This window comes from Paenibacillus violae, from assembly GCF_032461945.1.
Classification (GTDB): domain Bacteria; phylum Bacillota; class Bacilli; order Paenibacillales; family NBRC-103111; genus Paenibacillus_E; species Paenibacillus_E violae.
Genome location: NZ_JAWCUD010000002.1, coordinates 816766 through 834687 on the forward strand (window position 1 = coordinate 816766; position 17922 = coordinate 834687).

Annotated in this window: 17 protein-coding genes and 1 other annotated feature; of the genes, 5 read left to right on the forward strand and 12 right to left on the reverse strand. The window is 46.9% G+C overall.

Features of this window, described 5'->3' with window-relative positions; translation table 11 throughout:
- Positions 1–395: 395 nt before the first annotated feature.
- From RQP52_RS10845 to RQP52_RS10860, 4 genes are all read left to right on the forward strand, one after another.
- Entirely contained in the window at positions 396–2120 is a 1725-nt protein-coding gene (locus RQP52_RS10845; protein ID WP_315951374.1) for an ABC transporter ATP-binding protein, read from the forward strand.
- The gene (locus RQP52_RS10850; RefSeq protein ID WP_315951375.1) at positions 2117–4003 is read left to right on the forward strand and encodes an ABC transporter ATP-binding protein; all 1887 of its coding nucleotides are present in this window, start codon (positions 2117–2119) and stop codon (positions 4001–4003) included. The genes RQP52_RS10845 and RQP52_RS10850 overlap by 4 nt, the downstream gene beginning before the upstream one ends.
- A 107-nt stretch (positions 4004–4110) precedes the next feature.
- Entirely contained in the window at positions 4111–4821 is a 711-nt protein-coding gene (gene dapD / locus RQP52_RS10855) for a 2,3,4,5-tetrahydropyridine-2,6-dicarboxylate N-acetyltransferase (protein ID WP_127452012.1), read from the forward strand.
- 20 nt (positions 4822–4841) lie between these two features.
- Positions 4842–5963: an N-acetyldiaminopimelate deacetylase gene (locus RQP52_RS10860; protein ID WP_315951376.1), complete on the forward strand. Its 1122-nt coding sequence runs from the start codon at positions 4842–4844 to the stop codon at positions 5961–5963.
- A gap of 51 nt (positions 5964–6014) precedes the next feature.
- On the opposite strand, the gene RQP52_RS10865 is transcribed toward RQP52_RS10860, so the two are convergent.
- Genes RQP52_RS10865 through lspA form a run of 3 tightly spaced genes read right to left on the reverse strand, consistent with a single transcriptional unit; the run spans position 6015 to position 8644 of the window.
- Complete coding sequence (locus tag RQP52_RS10865) at positions 6015–7169, reverse strand: aminotransferase A (RefSeq protein WP_315951377.1); 1155 nt, start codon at positions 7167–7169, stop codon at positions 6015–6017.
- 31 nt (positions 7170–7200) lie between these two features.
- Positions 7201–8124, reverse strand: coding sequence for an RluA family pseudouridine synthase (locus RQP52_RS10870; protein ID WP_315951378.1), 924 nt, complete (start codon positions 8122–8124; stop codon positions 7201–7203).
- Position 8125: 1 nt separating this feature from the next.
- Complete coding sequence (lspA, locus tag RQP52_RS10875) at positions 8126–8644, reverse strand: signal peptidase II (protein WP_315951511.1); 519 nt, start codon at positions 8642–8644, stop codon at positions 8126–8128.
- 179 nt (positions 8645–8823) lie between these two features.
- Here lspA and RQP52_RS10880 point away from each other — a divergent pair, with 179 nt between their 5' ends.
- Positions 8824–9564: a TraR/DksA C4-type zinc finger protein gene (locus RQP52_RS10880; protein WP_315951379.1), complete on the forward strand. Its 741-nt coding sequence runs from the start codon at positions 8824–8826 to the stop codon at positions 9562–9564.
- Between the two features lie 55 nt (positions 9565–9619).
- Here RQP52_RS10880 and ileS read toward each other — a convergent pair whose 3' ends face one another.
- The 9 genes from ileS to sigG form a co-directional block, all read right to left on the reverse strand.
- On the reverse strand, positions 9620–12388 hold the full coding sequence (ileS, locus tag RQP52_RS10885; protein ID WP_315951513.1) for an isoleucine--tRNA ligase: 2769 nt from the start codon (positions 12386–12388) through the stop codon (positions 9620–9622).
- 69 nt (positions 12389–12457) lie between these two features.
- Positions 12458–12703, reverse strand: a binding site (T-box leader).
- Between the two features lie 73 nt (positions 12704–12776).
- The gene (locus RQP52_RS10890; RefSeq protein ID WP_127452003.1) at positions 12777–13256 is read right to left on the reverse strand and encodes a DivIVA domain-containing protein; all 480 of its coding nucleotides are present in this window, start codon (positions 13254–13256) and stop codon (positions 12777–12779) included.
- Between the two features lie 116 nt (positions 13257–13372).
- Positions 13373–14155 (reverse strand): YlmH family RNA-binding protein, encoded by a 783-nt coding sequence (locus RQP52_RS10895; protein ID WP_315951380.1) that lies wholly within the window; start codon positions 14153–14155, stop codon positions 13373–13375.
- A 2-nt stretch (positions 14156–14157) separates the two neighbouring features.
- Entirely contained in the window at positions 14158–14397 is a 240-nt protein-coding gene (locus RQP52_RS10900) for a YggT family protein (RefSeq protein WP_157322286.1), read from the reverse strand.
- A 65-nt stretch (positions 14398–14462) separates the two neighbouring features.
- Positions 14463–14885 (reverse strand): cell division protein SepF, encoded by a 423-nt coding sequence (locus tag RQP52_RS10905; RefSeq protein ID WP_315951381.1) that lies wholly within the window; start codon positions 14883–14885, stop codon positions 14463–14465.
- A 41-nt stretch (positions 14886–14926) separates the two neighbouring features.
- A complete protein-coding gene (locus RQP52_RS10910) occupies positions 14927–15613 on the reverse strand; it encodes a YggS family pyridoxal phosphate-dependent enzyme (RefSeq protein WP_315951382.1) in 687 nt (228 codons plus the stop codon).
- 45 nt (positions 15614–15658) lie between these two features.
- The gene (pgeF, locus tag RQP52_RS10915) at positions 15659–16504 is read right to left on the reverse strand and encodes a peptidoglycan editing factor PgeF (RefSeq protein WP_315951383.1); all 846 of its coding nucleotides are present in this window, start codon (positions 16502–16504) and stop codon (positions 15659–15661) included.
- 113 nt (positions 16505–16617) lie between these two features.
- Positions 16618–16917 (reverse strand): YlmC/YmxH family sporulation protein, encoded by a 300-nt coding sequence (locus tag RQP52_RS10920; RefSeq protein ID WP_145656916.1) that lies wholly within the window; start codon positions 16915–16917, stop codon positions 16618–16620.
- Positions 16918–17053: 136 nt separating this feature from the next.
- Positions 17054–17836: an RNA polymerase sporulation sigma factor SigG gene (gene sigG / locus RQP52_RS10925; RefSeq protein WP_127451991.1), complete on the reverse strand. Its 783-nt coding sequence runs from the start codon at positions 17834–17836 to the stop codon at positions 17054–17056.
- Positions 17837–17922: the final 86 nt, after the last annotated feature.

A 17922-nucleotide genomic window follows, 5' to 3' on the forward strand; every position in this document is an offset into this window, starting at 1 on the left:
TGAGAGTTTTGCTTTAGCAAAACTGGCATCGTAAGCATTAGTTGAGTTTTGGCCAGGTTAAAACACACCAAAAAACTCCTTGCCCATTCATTGGCAAGGAGTTAGCGTGCATAAAGATACAGAGCGGGGCATAAGGATGCGCACATCCCCAAGCTTGTTCATAAACTGAATTCGCGATTCAATTTATCCCGTCTTTTCTTATCGACTACCTTGCCAGCCTCTCTGGACTGTTTTTAAAGGTACATATGTAATTAAAAGAATTATGCCACTTTCGACACAATAAGTCAATAAGAATTCCATTGAATTTTTGAACAGATATTTTATCATGTGTTATAATTTACATATCAAAATTCACATTCTGGCATTTATTCACAATTCCCTAAGGAGGAAAACATTTGTTCAAACTGTTTAGACTTTTGAACCCGTACAAAGTTTCAGTTACAGCCATCATCGCCTTAATGCTCCTTCAGTCATTGTCCCAACTGTATCTCCCCACTTTGCTCTCGGACATCGTCGATGTCGGAGTCTTGAATGGGGATGTTGCCTATATTCTCCGTTATGGGGCCTACATGCTTTTGGTAGCTATGGGCGCGATGGTTTGCGTTATGATCGCCAGCTACTTGCTGGCACGGACAGCTACTGGATTCGGCAGAGATTTGCGCCGCAAGCTTTTTAGCCATGTCGAGAGCTTTTCATTAAATGAGTTTGACAAGGTCGGCACCTCCTCCCTGATTACACGAACCACCAATGACATCGCACAAGTACAGCAAGTGATCGTTATGATGCGGATGTTCATCGGTGCGCCGACAATGCTGATCGGCGGTGTAATCATGGCGACCTACAAGGATGCCCATCTGGCCATTGTCCTCATTGCCGTCATTCCGATTCTCGCATTAGCAATCATAGGAATCATGTCCAAAGGGCTTCCTCTATTTAAGGTGCTGCAAGTCAAAATAGATGCCATCAATCTCGTGCTTCGCGAGAATTTGACCGGTATCCGAGTCATTCGCGCTTTTAACCGTTCCGGTCATGAACAGACGAAGTTTGAAAAAGCGAATCTTGATTACACCCAAACAGCCATCAAAGTGAACACAATCATGGCGACGATGATGCCAATCATGATGTTGGTTTTTAATTTGGGGATTGTCGTGATCCTCTGGTATGGGGGAATACGCATTGATAGCCAACAGATGCAAATTGGCGATTTGATGGCTTTCATTCAATATGCGATGCAAATTATGTTTTCAATGTTCATGATGACAATGATTTTCATGATGATTCCAAGAGCCTCCGCCTCTTCCGGACGTATTAATGAAGTTCTGGCTTTGACCTCCACGATACATAATACCAAAGAGGCAAAGACCCTTCCCTCCGATCAGGCAGCGATTGAATTTAAACATGTAACCTTCAGCTATCCTGGCGCCGAGCAGCCTGCGATCCGTGATATTTCATTCCGCGCAGAGCCGGGTGAAGTAACAGCCATTATTGGCGGTACGGGTTCTGGCAAAACGACCCTGATCAATTTGCTGCTGCGCTTTTATGATGTTAATGAAGGCAGCATTACGATTGACGGCCATTCTTTGCCAACATTGAAAATAGATAGCCTGAGGCAACAAATTGGATATGTCCCACAAAAAGCAGCGCTCTTCTCCGGTACGGTTGCCGACAACATCCGGTTCGGACGCGAGTCTGCGACGGAGGAAGAAATCCAACAGGCTGCGCAGACAGCGCAAGCCGCAGATTTCATTGCCGAATTGAAAGACGGCTATCAATCCATCCTGGCTCAGGGAGGCACGAATTTATCCGGTGGCCAGAAGCAGCGGTTAGCCATTGCTCGAGCCCTCGCTCGCAAACCGGAAATCTACGTCTTCGACGACAGCTTCTCTGCGCTTGATTTCAAAACGGACGCAAAGCTGAGAGCGGCACTTAAAGCTGAAACCGCGCAAGCGACGAAAATCATCGTAGCTCAGCGAGTCAGCACCATCATGGATGCCAACCGGATTATCGTACTAGAAGACGGACGCATTGCCGGGATCGGCACACATGCCGAGCTGATGAGCACCTGCGGTGTATATCAAGAAATCGTGGCTTCCCAGCTGTCAGAGGAGGAAATTGCATGAGTGATCAACCGAGAAACGGGCAGCGTCCTTCCTCCCAAGGTGTTAATCCAGCTCATTTTGGCCGAGGCGGTATGGGTGCGATGGGCATGCCCGTCCAGAAAGCAAAGGATTTCAAAGGTACCTTGCGTCGGCTGTCCGGCTATATGAAACCTTTTCGAGTATTAATCATTTCTGTTTTTATAGCAGCCGTGCTCAGTACGGTTTTCAGCATCGTTAGTCCCAAGCTTATGGGGAATGCAACAACAAAGCTGTATGAAGGCTCTATGGCTAAGCTGAAGGGTGTGCCCGGCGCGAGAATTGACTTTGATGCGCTGCTTCAAATTGTTTTGATACTAGCTGCGCTTTACCTATTCAGCTCTGTTTTAACTTTTATCCAGCAAAGGATTATGGTTGGTGTTACTCAGAAAATTGTGTTTAATCTCCGCAAAGACATTAGCGATAAACTGACTCGGGTACCACTTTCTTTCTTTGATTCCCGCAGTCATGGAGATACGATGAGTCGTGCAACGAACGATGTCGATACGATCTCTTCGACCATGCAGCAGAGTTTAACTCAGCTAATCACATCCATCGTCACGCTGGTCGGGATTATCATTATGATGCTCACCATTAGTCCCCTGTTGACGTTGGTTACCATCATCACACTGCCTTTAAGCATTATGGCAACGAAGATGATTGCTTCCCGCTCCCAGAAATATTTCAAAGGTCAGCAAAAAACACTTGGCGAGCTCAATGGCCACGTCGAGGAAATGTACACGGGACATACCATTGTCAAAGCATTCGGGCGTGAACGCCACTCTATTGAGAAATTCAATGAAATCAATGACAGGTTGTATCATTCCGGATGGAAGGCACAATTTATTTCCGGGATGATCTTCCCCCTCATGTCATTTATCGGAAATATTGGATATGTACTCGTCAGTGTCATTGGCGGTATCATGGTGACACACAGCGTGATCAAAATTGGCGATATTTTGGCTTTCATCCAGTACTCCGGGCAATTCGGGATGCCCATCACGCAGGTTGCGAACATCGCAAACATTATTCAGTCCACCATTGCAGCCGCGGAACGGATCTTCGAACTGCTGGATGAGCCTGAAGAGGTACTCGAGGACACCGCAGTCAAGTCCGTTACGCAGGTGCGCGGGCATGTCCAGTTCAACGAGGTCGCTTTCTCCTATAAAAAGGATGAGCCGCTCATTGAGCATATGAACATCGAAGTCGAGCCAGGTCAAACCGTGGCTATCGTCGGCCCGACCGGTGCGGGGAAAACGACCATCGTTAACCTGCTCATGCGGTTCTATGAGCTAAAAGGCGGAACGATATCTATCGACGGCGTTGATTCCCGTAAAATGTCTCGCAGCCACCTTCGTGGACTGTTCGGCATGGTGCTTCAAGACACGTGGCTGTTCAATGGCACGATTCGGGAGAACATCGCTTACGGGCGAGACGGTGCATCCGAGGAAGAAATCGTGAATGCGGCTCGCGCAGCGTATGCCGATCATTTCATTCGAACGCTACCGGATGGATACAACACCATTTTAAATGAAGAAGCTTCCAATCTCTCCCATGGTCAAAAGCAGCTGCTTACCATTGCTCGAGCAATTTTGGCGGATCCAGCGATTTTGATTCTTGATGAAGCGACAAGCTCTGTAGATACCCGCACAGAAGTCTCCATTCAGAGGGCGATGAACAATCTGATGGAGAACCGAACGAGCTTTGTTATTGCCCATCGCTTATCCACCATCCGTGACGCTGATCTCATTCTGGTGATGAATCATGGAACTGTTATTGAACAGGGGACACACGAGCAGCTTTTAGCGCAAAATGGCTTCTATGCCGACCTGTATAACAGCCAATTTGCATCAAAAGCCATCTCATAATCAATGGACTGCGCACGCGAGTTGATTCGACTCGGTACGCAGTCCTTTTCACGTCGCCCCCTATCTGATAATATAGGAGAGTCAATTTAATTTAAGGAGATGTCACCATGAGCGAAATGAATACGTTAGAAATCATCCAGTTTATTAAAGAAAGCAAGAAAAAAACTCCCGTTAAAGTATATGTAAAAGGAAACCTTGAAGGTATTGAATTCGGAGAAGGCAGCCAATCCTTCATTTCCGGGGGCAGCGGCGTCGTATTTGGCGAGTGGAGCGAAATCTCCCCTGTGCTTGAAGCCAACAAAGAGCAAATCGTTGATTACGTGGTTGAATCAGACCGCCGCAACTCCGCAATTCCTATGCTTGATCTTAAAGGAATCAACGCTCGTATCGAGCCAGGTGCGGTTATTCGCGATAAAGTACATATCGGAGACAACGCGGTTATCATGATGGGCGCTCTTATTAACATCGGTGCATCCGTAGGCGACGGCACCATGATCGATATGAACGCTGTTCTTGGCGGCAGAGCGCAAATCGGTAAAATGTGTCACATCGGCGCAGGTGCAGTTGTTGCCGGCGTTATTGAGCCTCCTTCCGCACAACCTTGCGTTATCGAAGATGACGTGCTTGTAGGCGCAAATGCCGTTATCCTGGAAGGCGTTCGCATTGGTAAAGGTTCCGTAGTAGCTGCAGGCGCTATCGTTACACAAGATGTTGAAGAGTACACGGTTGTTGCAGGCGCTCCTGCTCGTGTAATCAAGAAAGTTGACGATAAAACAAAATCCAAAACAGAAATCTTACAAGATCTGCGTACCCTGTAAGATCATCTGGAGGAACACCTATGTCTAGCCCTTTCATCGCATTGCGTCGTCAGCTTCACCAAATCCCGGAGCCGGGCTTTCAAGAGTTCAAGACGCAAAAGCTGCTCTTAGACGAACTTGCTAAGCTGCCTCAGGATCGGATCAGCATCCGGACTTGGCGGACAGGCATTTTGGTTTATATCAAAGGAACAAATCCGACCAAACGCTTTGGCTATCGGGCGGATATGGACGGGCTGCCGATTACGGAAGAAACCACACTTCCGTTTCCATCGCAGCATCCTGGGTACATGCACGCCTGCGGTCATGATTTTCACATGTCTATCGGGATGGGCGTGATCACCCATTTTGTTGAACAGCCTATGAAGGATGATCTTGTTGTCTTGTTCCAGCCGGCTGAAGAAGGACCTGGGGGCGCAATGCCCATGCTTGCTTCGGAAGAACTGCAGGACTGGATGCCGGATCAAATGGTTGCCCTCCATATCGCGCCTGAATACCCGGTTGGCACCATTGCCACACGCCCTGAGATCTTGTTCGCCAACACTTCTGAGTTGTTCATCGACCTGCTAGGCAAAGGCGGACATGCAGCTTACCCGCATCAAGCGAATGACATGATTATCGCGGCGACGCAAATGGTTGGCCAACTACAAACCATCGTTTCCCGTAATGTGAATCCGCTGGATTCGGCTGTCGTGACCATCGGCAAAATGGAGGCTGGCACCAAACAGAACATCATTGCCGAAAAGGGGCGCTTGGAAGGCACGATTCGCACGCTTTCCGCTGGTTCGATGGACAAGATCAAGAAACGGATTGAGGCCATCGCATCTGGCATCGAAAGCTCTTTTGAATGCAAAGTAACGATCGATTACGGTTCAAACTACCGTCAAGTTTTTAACGATCCTGCTTTGACCGGGGAGTTCATGGCGTGGCTGCGAACAACCGATCAAGTTCAGCTTGTGGAATGTACAGAAGCTATGACCGGTGAAGACTTCGGCTACTTTTTGGAGCAAATTCCCGGTTTCATGTTCTGGTTAGGGGTAGATACGCCTCACGGACTGCACAATGCCAAGCTTGACCCGGATGAACGGGCGATTGAAGTTGCTATTAACACCATTACAGCTTACTTCCATTTTAAATCTCAATAAGTGGATACAAAAAAACCTCCAAGCCTTAGAGCTTTGGAGGTTTTTTGCGTCTTACAATTTGCTGATAAAACGTTCCACACGATTCAGCGATTCTTCCAGTACTTCCTGCGAGTACGCATAGGAGATACGGATAAAACCTTCCCCGTAGGAGGTAAAAGCATCCCCAGGCACGACCGCGACATGCTCTTCTTGAAGCAGTCTCATCGTGAACTCTTGCGAGGATAATCCGAATTTGGCGATGGACGGGAACAAATAGAACGCCCCATCCGGCTTATCCAGCTCAAAGCCCATGGCCATCAAACGATTATAGACGTAGTCTCGGCGAGCTTCATATTCTGCTCGCATCGGAAGTGCATCGTCGATCCCTACTGTCAATGCTTCCAAAGCCGCGTATTGGCTTACGGAGCTGGCGCAGGTGACATTGTATTGGTGCACCTTGACCATATGCTCCGTTATGTTAGCCGGCGCCAAGGTGAAGCCAATTCGCCATCCTGTCATGGCGTGAGATTTGGACAGCCCATTGATGACGATCGTTTTTTCACGCAGGTTGCCGATCGTTGCAATGGATTGATGCGTTTCCCCATAAACAAGCTCGCTGTATATCTCATCGGATAAAACGAATAATTCACGGTCTTCCAACAACTGTGCCAAGTCGTTCAACTCTTGCTTCGACAGCACTTGGCCCGTTGGATTGGACGGATAACACAAGATCACGCAGCGCGTTTTGTCCGTTAAGTGTGGCGCTAATAGTTCGGCTGTTAATTTCAAGCCGTTTTTTCTTGTGTCCACATAGACAGGAACCCCGCCGGCAAGTCGAATCAAGGGCTCGTACCCCGGATAAATCGGTGCTGGCAAGATGACTTCCGCACCCGGCGTAAGAATGGTCCGCAGCGTAATATCGACCGCTTGGCTTGCGCCGGCAGTCACGATGATTTCATCTGCTGCACGGTAGGTTTGGCCATATTTCACTTTCACAAAGTGAGATACCGCTTGTCTAAGCTCAAGCAAACCCGGATTTTGCGTATAGACGGTTTTATTTTCGTCCAGCGCCCTCTGTCCCGCTTCAATAATATGCCGCGGCGTCGGGAAATCCGGTTGTCCGATCGTAAGCGTCAGTGCACCCGGAATGGTGCTGACCAGATTGGAGATTTTACGAATACCCGAAATCTGAATGTCTTTTACTTGTGGATTAATTAAATGCTCCATATGATTCGCTCCTCTCCCCATCAGATGAACCTTAGGATGTTCGTATCGTTTGCAGTAGGTGCTCCATGTCCGAAGGAATCGGCGCTTCGAACTGCAGCCATTCCCCTGTCCGAGGATGCTCGAAGCCTAGCACTGCGGCATGCAGCGCTTGACCATCCATCAACATCCCTTTGCTCTTGCCGTACATCGGATCTCCGACTAAGGGATGTCCAATAAACTTCATGTGCACGCGAATTTGGTGCGTTCGCCCCGTTTCTAGCTTGAGTTCCACCAAAGTGAAATCGCCGAAACGTTCCAGCACGACGAAATGAGTCACCGCATGCTTGCTGTTTTTCTCCGTCACCGTGTACATCTTACGGTCATGTGAATCGCGTCCAATCGGCGCATCGATCGTGCCTTGATCATGCTGAAGGTGTCCGTGGACTAACGCGATATATTTGCGATTAACCGTGTGTGCCTTCAATTGCTCAGCCAGACTCGCATGTGCCTTGTCATTCTTAGCTGACATAATCAAGCCGGATGTGTCCTTATCGATGCGGTGTACAATGCCAGGACGAAGTTCTCCGTTGATTCCGGAAAGATCCTTGCAATGATGCATCAAGGCATTCACTAACGTACCTGAATAGTGCCCTGGCGCAGGATGAACAACGAGCCCGCGCTGCTTGTTGATGACGATGACATCCGCGTCTTCGTATACCACTTGAAGCGGAATGTCTTCAGCAATCAGCTCGACACCTTGCGGGTCAGGTATTTGCAGCGAAATCGCATCCTGTTCCGAGAGCTTATAGTTAGGTTTGATCGTTTTCTCATTTACCTTAACATGCCCGTCTTTGACCCATTGCTGCACCAAGGTTCTGGACACATCTTCTTCCAACGCTTCGGTGATGAATTTATCGATCCGTTCACCCGCATACTCTTTATCAACTGTCCATTCGATAACATCTTGAGATGCCATGTCAGACGAGGTCTGATTTGTGTTCATGAGCGGCTCCTTTTTTCTCTTTTCTCCACGCAAGAATTGAATCTAAGAAAATGAGGATAACCCCGATCACGATGGCGGAATCAGCAATATTGAAAATCGGATAAATGTAATAAATGTCCTTACCGAACAAGCTGAAATCAAAAGTCACCTGCAGGAAATCCACCACTTCTCCGAATAACGCGCGGTCTACAAAGTTTCCGATAGCTCCCCCGAGGAGTAAGCTAAGTGCGCATGTCAACAATGTTTTATTCTCACGAATTGTCCGACGCATATACCAGATGATACCGATCAACACAAAAGTCGTAATGATAATGAAAAACCATCGTTGGTTTTGTAAAATGCCGAATGCGGCTCCCCGGTTTCGATGGGAAGTGATCATGAAAAACTCACCAATGACAGATCTTTCTTCGCCAAGCGGAATTCTTTTTACGATGAACCATTTGGACACTTGATCCAAAATAAAGACGATTAACGCATAGAAATAATACTTCATATACTTCATTTCTTTTCCTCCTAAGAGCTCTGCCTCTGCAAAAACCCACTTCATAAACATTCACATATATCCCTAAGCAAGAAAGGTACCTTAATTTCAAGGAATTACCTCACTAAAAAACGCGGCTGCTCGGCATTATAACGGTAAGGATCAGCTGTAAGAAGGGAGCTGTACGACCTATGAGCCATCTAACCGAGGAGCAATCAAATCAATTATATTTGCAATTATTGGAGGAAAAGCTTGGTCTTGAAAAACATTTTGCCACGAACGATCATTATGGCCTGTCAAACTCTTTCAGAGACGGTACGGGTGAACTCTCGATGTATGATAACCATCCTGCTGACGTGGCCTCAGAAATCTTCGAACGTGAAAAAGATATCTCGCTCAATGAGCATGCTGAATTTCACTTGAGGCAGGTTGATGAAGCCTTAGCACATATGGAAAAAGGTGACTATGGCCACTGTATCTTTTGCGATAGCCCAATTCCTTTTGAACGCTTGCAGGCCATTCCAACTACGCTCTACTGCAAAGAGCATGTGCCTGATCCAGAACAGTCCATCAGAAGACCGGTTGAGGAGCAAGTGCTTTATCCGCCTTTTGGCCGGACAAGCTTTGACGAGCGTAATGACGAAACCGAATTTGACGGTGAGGACGCTTGGCAAATCGTTGAAAGCTGGGGCACATCCAATACGCCTGCCTTCGCAGAAGACCCAAACGTTGAGAATTACAACGAAATGTATATTGAAGCTGATGAAAATGTCGGCTATGTTGAATCTTTCGAAAGCTTCGTAGCGACAGACTTATATGGTGAGCATGTCACCATTGTGCGCAGCAAAGCTTACCGGGATTATATGCACAGCGATGAAGGCGACCCTTTTCTTGAGCCGGAAAACCGTTCCCTTGATGACGAGCCGCTCTAAAATAAACAGGACAAACGAGCTTCGCTATAACAGCGCAAGCTCGTTTGCTCGTTTCTTACTCGTGGTAATGAGCAGTAACCACGTCATTACATCTGACGCATAGTGTTGGATGTTCTTTACTTTGCCCAACCTCTGGAGTCACTATCCAGCAGCGCTCGCATTTCTCGCCGTCCGCTACTTCAATAGCAATAGCTAAATCCTTCGTCTGATGAGCCCCCTCAGGTGCACTCGTTCCTGGCTGATGTACACTTACAGCGGACACGATGAACAATTGATCCAACTGTTCAAGTTGGCTAAGCAGGCCAAAAGTCGCTTCACTCGGATACAGGTGCACAGCAGCCCCTAAGGAGTTACCGATGACTTTCTCTTTACGCGCTTCTTCTAGTGCTTTCAACACTTCGTCGCGAATATCAAGGAAGCTGTTCCATTTATTTTCCAATTCCACATTGTACAAGCTCGAATCCACTTCCGGCAGCTCAGCCAACTGAACACTGCTTAATGCTACTCCAGGGATGTACTTCCATACTTCGTCAGCTGTATGAGCCAAGATTGGTGAAATTAGCTTAGTCACAGCAACTAATGAATCATACAACACCGTTTGCGAAGCTTTCCGTGCTGGATCTTGCGGTGCGTTCGCATATAAGCGGTCCTTGATAATATCCAAGTAGAAAGAGCTCATTTCAACCGCGCAGAAATGATGAATCGTTTGATATACAATGTTGAACTCATAAGCATCATAAGCTTTGATAACCTTATCAATCATCCGGTTCAGACGGATCAATGCATAACGGTCAAGCTCTGACATATTTTCAACAGCTACACGATCTGTCTCTGGATTAAAGTGACTCAAGTTCCCGAGCAAGAAACGCATCGTGTTACGGATTTTGCGATAAACTTCCGTTGTTTGATTCAAAATGTTGTCCGAAATCCGGTGATCTGATTGGTAATCCACAGAGGATACCCATAGACGCAGAATATCAGCACCAAGCTTGCCACAAACCACATTAGGATCAATCGTGTTCCCAATGGACTTGGACATCTTGCGTCCTTCTCCGTCCAATGTGAAACCGTGACTTAGAATGCCTTTGTAAGGAGATTGCTCTTTCGTCGCAACACCGGTAATCAAGGAAGAGTTAAACCAACCACGATATTGGTCAGAACCTTCCAGGTACAAATCTGCCGGCCATTGAAGCTCAGGACGTGCCTCAAGCACGGCTACGTGGCTGGAACCGGAATCAAACCAAACATCCATGATGTCTGTTTCCTTGCGGAATTCGCCATGACCGCATTTCGAGCAGCAAGTTCCCGCAGGAAGCAGGTCCTTCTCTTCTTTGATAAACCAAGCGTTCGATCCTTCTTGCTCAAATAGCTGTGCCACATGCTCAATCGTTTGTTCATTGACGAGCGGTTCATTACAGCTGCGGCAATAGAAAATCGGGATGGGTACGCCCCATGAACGTTGTCTCGAAATACACCAGTCTCCACGATCGGCGATCATGTTGTGCAGGCGCAATTCTCCCCACTCTGGCGTCCATTTTACTTTCTTGATTTCATCCAACATCTCTTGTCTGAATTTATCGATTGAAGCAAACCATTGCTCCGTAGCACGATAAATAACCGGTTTCTTTGTACGCCAGTCATGCGCATATTGATGCTGAATTTCCCCTGCTTTTAGCAATAAGCCTGATTCCTGCAGTTTCTCAATGATCAGCTTGCCGCCTTTTTCATAGAACATGCCTTCAAATCCAGGTGCCTCCGCTGTAAAATGACCTTGGTCATCCACAGGACAAAGGACCCCGAGGTTATAGCGTTGACCGATGGCAAAGTCATCTTCCCCGTGACCTGGAGCCGTATGTACACAACCTGTACCGGCTTCAAGCGTAACATGCTCGCCAACCATAACAAGGGATTCGCGATCATAGAAAGGATGCTGGCAAGTCACGTACTCCAACTCTTGACCTTTCACTGTCGACAATACTTCATAATCGCTCCAGCCGATTTCTTTGGCCGCTGCTTCCAGCAAGCCTTTCGCCAGCACATATTTTTCCCCACCGGCTTGCACCACAGCATAATCAAATTCCGGATGCAGGGAGATTCCCAAGTTGGCGGGAAGTGTCCAAGCTGTAGTTGTCCAGATGACGATTGCTGCGTCTTGAGGAAGCTTGCCTTTTCCGTCTTTAACCGGGAATGCCACATAGATGGATGAGGACGTTTTTTCTTTGTACTCGATTTCCGCTTCAGCTAGAGCGCTTTCGGAAGACGGAGACCAGTAAACAGGCTTCAAACCTTTATAGACGTAACCCTTTTGCACCATTTTGCCGAATACACGGATTTGTCCCGCTTCATATTCCGGCAGTAAAGTGATATACGGATTCTTCCAGTCGCCTCGAATACCTAGACGTTTGAATTGGCTCTTCTGTTTCTCAACGGATTGCAACGCGTATTCTTTGCAGTATTCACGGAATTCAGGGACCGTCATTTTCTTACGGTCGACTTTCCCGCTGTTCGTAATCACCTGCTCGATCGGCAAGCCGTGTGTATCCCAACCCGGCACGTAAGGAGCGTCATATCCTTGCAGCGTTTTAAAACGAACAATCACATCTTTCAACACTTTGTTAAGTGCATGTCCAATATGAATATCCCCATTGGCGTATGGAGGTCCATCATGCAAAATAAATTTCTCTCTGCCTTTGCGACTCTCCTGCACTTTGGCATAGATGTCTTCGGCATCCCAATGTTCTTGAATTTTCGGCTCCGCTTGAGGTAAATTCCCTCTCATCGGAAAATCGGTTTGTAATAAATTTAATGTTTTGCCATAATCCAACTCAACCACTCCATTCTTACCTTCACACATTTTATCATCCAAAAAAACAAAAAAAGCCTCTCATCCCCTAAAAGGGACGAGAAACTCTACTCGCGGTACCACCCTCGTTAATGAGCCACCGAAAAGACGCGTTAAACGCAGCAATTTCACGCTCATTCACTCGATCATGTATAACGGCATGACCCGGTTCTCTCTACTTGATTCAAGAGACGCTCCTGGGAGATATTCGGTACGCTGCAGAGATTAGGCTCACACCAATACCCTAATTCGCTGACACTGCTTAGGCGACTTACTCGTTCCAGTCATAGCTTTACTGAGATACTAATAAAAGGAGTATAACGAATTCACTAGACATAGTCAATATGACAGCTGCCTGGCAGCCGTCATCCTAGGCTTCTTCCTTTTGATCGAACTGCATGCTCTGCCAGCCTTCATTGTTTAGAAGCTCCAACTGAGCTTCCAGCAACGTCCGGAAACGCGTACGGTAAATCGATGCTTGTTTCTTCAACTCTTCAATCTCCAGAGCTACCTTACGTGAACGCGTCAAGGATTCGTTAATAATCCGGTCTGCATTCTTCTCAGCTTCCTTCAAGATCAGCTGCGCTTCTTTCTTGGCGTTGTTTCTAACTTCATCCGCTGCTTCTTGGGCAACAATGATCGTTTTGCTTAACGAGTCTTCGATGTTCGTGAAATGATCCAGACGCTCCTGCAGGGCCACCGTTTGATTAGCTAAGTCTTTATTCTCACGAATCAATGCCTCGTAATCCTTAATGACTTGATCGAGGAATTCATTGACTTGATCTTCATCGTATCCGCGAAAAGAACGGGAAAATTCCTTATTATGTATATCTAACGGTGTTAATGGCATCAGTGCCCCTCCTTTGCGTTTTGCACAGCTTTGCACAGCAATACGCACATCTATACTGAATCAGTTCGACAGAAAATTAGCAATTCCTGCATGGTTCGTGGATAATTTATCCACGTTCATGCAAACTTGCCGATCTTCACACGAATCCTACCTTTTTTCGTTACGCCTTCGACTTCGAGCACCTTGAATCTGCCGAATCCTTGCATAGAAACCATGTCGCCCTCTTTCAGCGGCTTACTCGGATCTTCTTCCGGCTTCCAGTTGACGCGGCAGCGCCCGGCTTGAATAGGGATCAGCACTTTAGCGCGGCTAAGCCTGAATACATCGCTTACAATACCGTCCATCCGCATGGAGGCAACGGATAACGTCAGCTCGTCCAGGTTCACAGTTGCTAGCTCCAGTTTATTCAATGGAAGCAGTTCTGTCTGAACATGGACTCTATGAACTTGTGACAAGTTTAAGTGCAAATAATCGGCTGCATCACGGGTAACTAGGCAATGGCAGCCACCCTCTATAACATGAATATCGCCAACCTTGTCTCGCTTCATGCCGAGTCCAAGAATGGCGCCCATGTAATCCCCATGTTCTAATGTTAAAAATTTACCGTCCCCGGATGAAACGGAGAGAACAGCCATCTCCATATCTTCCTCATCCAATGTCCGGTAATCAGGGGCGACTAGCGCCCTTCTGCGTTCCGCATCCGGATAGCCGCCGTCGAACCGGCAGTGCACATCCGGATGCCGATTCACGAGTGAGGTTAAGATGAAAGCTTGTCTGGGATCCAGAAAATCAGTCAGCTTCACGGCGTGGTTCTGTGCCGCCCGCTCCACCCAATCCCAGGCTTTATCTACAAAGTAATGTTCGTCTGAATGAAAATGACTATAGAGTTCTTTAGACAATTTTAAAACATCCCTACAATGAAATCTAGAACGGCAATAATCCCCATGACCACGAATCGCAAAGCGATAAGGGCAACGATCGGCGACAAGTCGATGAACCCGATGCTTGGAATTATTTTTCGGAAAGGACTTAAGTACGGTTCAACTAATTTCCCCAGCAGACCACCGACAAAACTGTCGCGTGCATTCGGAAACCAGGAAAGAATTAAGTAACCGATAATCATGAAATAATAAATTTCCATCAAAATACTAAGATAATAGTGAACGTAATCCACGTACGCATCCACCTCTGTGTTAGGATATGCGCCTATTCCTCACTCATCATCTCTGAGATGTGGCCATGAATATCAACTGTATCAGGTGTGCAAAGGAAGATATTCGGTCCCAGTTTGGATATAGACCCATTCAAAGCATATACTGTTCCGCTCAAAAAATCTACGATGCGTATGGCTAAATCACCGCGAACTCGCTGTAGATTGACGACCACCGCTCTTCGAGAACGAAGATGATCCGCGATGTCTTGCGTTTCTTCGTACGTTCTAGGCTCGCTCAGCACGACACGCGCGTTCTTCTGAGAGTGAATGCTGACGACATTCGCCTTATTTTTATTACGCAATTCATAAGGATTGGTTTCAGGTTCTTCCGTTGTTTCCACGATTCGCTCACGCTCCACAACTTCTTCCTCTTCTTGTAATCCAAGAAAATTCATAAAACGGTTATAAACTCCCATTATAATTCCCTCCTATCCGCTTGTTCAATCCTTTATAACCTTTATGCTTCTTTTCCAACCAGAACAGTACCCAATCGCACCCATGTAGCTCCCTCTTCAATCGCCACTTCAAAATCTCCTGACATCCCCATGGATAGCTCTTTAATGTCATAGGGGAAAATGTTGCGCTCATTCAATCGGTCTCTCAGTTCTCTTAAACTGCGAAAGACAGGTCTAGTCGCATCGGCTTCCATCTCATAAGGCGCCATCGTCATTAAACCGGAGATATGTATATGCTGCAGTTTGCTGACTTCTTCAGCAAATTCGAAGAAATGCTCGGGATCCATGCCATACTTGGATTCTTCTCCGGATATGTTTACTTGCAGCAAACAATTAACTTGCATACCGAGCGCCGCAGCCTGCTTGTCCAACTCCTTGGCGAGCGACATCCGATCGAGCGAATGAATGTAGGCGAATTTGCCAATGACATCTTTCACCTTGTTCGTCTGCAAATGACCTATGAAATGCCACGTACCGCGTTCATGCAGTGCCTCCCACTTAGGCTTTACATCCTGCCAACGATTTTCACCGATATGCAGCAATCCCGTATCCAGTACACTTCGGGTCGTCTCCAAGGACACATATTTGGTCACAGCAATAATTTTGATCTCATCCTCATTTCGTCCTGACCGCTGGCAAGCTGCGGCAACACGAGCTTCAACTTCTTCTTTACGCGCTAGTAAAGTCATATATGTAAACACCTCAATTTCAAACGTTGCCTGCTTGTTATCTCCTTACCGAAGACCAATCCAAGCAACCATTCTACCTGTTGATCCGCCCTCTTTGCGATGAGAAAAGAAGTCATCTGAGCGGCAACTCGTACATAACTGAGTTACTTCGATATGGGACGACAAAATTCCTGCTTGTACCAACAATTTTCGGTTCAGTTCTTGCAAATTCAGCATGTACTTGCCGTTTTCCTTGCCAGTAATAACTGTAAGCCTGTCATCAGGCGTTGCATTCATCTCATCTAGCACAGCATAAACACGTGTTGCAACGGTGTCATCCACCTCATAACAGCAAACACCAATGGAAGGTCCGATGGCTGCCCTGATGTCCTTAGGCTGACTACCAAAAGTATGTGTCATTAAGGATATTGTAGCCATGGAAATGTTTAGCACGGTCCCTTTCCAGCCGGCATGGGAGAGTCCCACAACATGATGAACAGGATCATAGAAAAACAGTGGTACACAGTCTGCAAACTGCGCACATAGCACAATTCCCTTCTCCTTCGTAATAAAGCCGTCCTTCGCTTGAATGGCTGACTCCCTCGACGTTCTTCCTATCCCTTTCTCCTGAAGCGACACAACCGTCACCTCATTGCCATGTACCTGCTCCGCGTAGGTAAAAGCGTCGAATGGCTGACCGATGGCTTCAGCTAACCGTTCTCGGTTCCTGATCACGTGCTCAGGATTATCCAACACATGCAGACCACAGTTCAACGTTGAATAAGGTGCTTCGCTCACTCCGCCATGTCGTGAAGTAAAACCTGCCGTCAGTCCTTCAAATTGGTCCATCCAGTTTTCTATTGTATAGAGTGCAGGCTGCCCCTCTTTTACTTGTTTCACAAATGGTTCCACGATAATTCCACTCCCTTACATTCATACTACCTCTACTTTAGCACAAAACAAAAAGACACACGATTGTCTCTTGGCTGATTGTGGGAATTCAGCCTACATTCGTGTGTCATACGTTAGTTGCGGAACTGTCTGTTGAACTCATAGACACCTTCATTTTCTTCGGTTTGACGATACGGACGAGCATCTTCGAGCTTCACGAGCACAACGTCTGCGCCGATTTTCACAATATGCTTCCATGGTATAATGACGTCTGTTCCGGTACCAAACAACCCGAAGAATCGGCTTTGGTTCGGTACGACAATCGATTCGATCCGCCCCTGCAGCAGATCCAGCTCCAGATCGCTGATTTGACCCAGTTTTTTACCGTCCACGATATTAATGACATCTTTCGTCTGGAAATCAGATATTTTCATGAGGCCATTCACCACGAATCCATAGGATTTTAACTGATTTTGTACTAGTATATGTGCGGTATGGGCAAAATGTCCTGAAAATCAAAAAAAGACCGTCACAGCTTTTCACAGCTGCTCCGGTCTTTATGTATAGAAATTACGATTTCACGTGTTTCTGCATCTGGCAGATGGCTGATTTCTCAAGTCGCGATACCTGTGCTTGGGAAATGCCAATCTCATCGGCAACCTCCATCTGTGTTTTTCCTTCAAAAAAGCGCATGGAGAGAATCATTTTCTCTCTCGCATTCAGCTTGCGCATCGCTTCACGAAGTGCGATTCCCTCAATCCAGGACATGTCCTTATTTCTTTCATCACTGATTTGATCCATGACATAAATCGGATCACCGCCATCATGATAAATCGGTTCGAATAACGAAACCGGGTCTTGAATAGCGTCAAGTGCAAACACGACATCCTCTTTGGGCACGTTCAGCGCCTCGGAGATCTCATAAATCGTGGGTTCGCGTGAGTTCGCATTCGTCAGGCTGTCTCTGACTTGCAGCGCTTTGTAAGCAATATCTCTTAAGGAACGAGAAACGCGAATCGGGTTGTTGTCACGTAAGTAGCGGCGTATCTCACCTATAATCATCGGTACAGCATAGGTTGAGAATTTGACATTTTGGCTTAAATCAAAGTTATCAATGGCTTTCATCAGACCGATACAGCCAACTTGGAAGAGATCGTCCACATACTCTCCGCGATTGTTGAACCTCTGGATCACACTTAGAACCAATCTGAGGTTCCCATTCACCAATTTCTCTCTTGCCGTTCGCTCCTGCTTGGTCTGCAAATCAGCGAACAGCTCGCGCATTTCAGCATTGGTCAGAACAGGCAGTTTGGCGGTATCAACACCACATATCTCAACTTTATTTCGGGTCACCGTGATTACCTCCCAAGGAGAAACATTAATGTTAATTATCCCCCTGAGTGAGTGATTTATTCCTGCTTAACCCCCCGTTCCGCCAC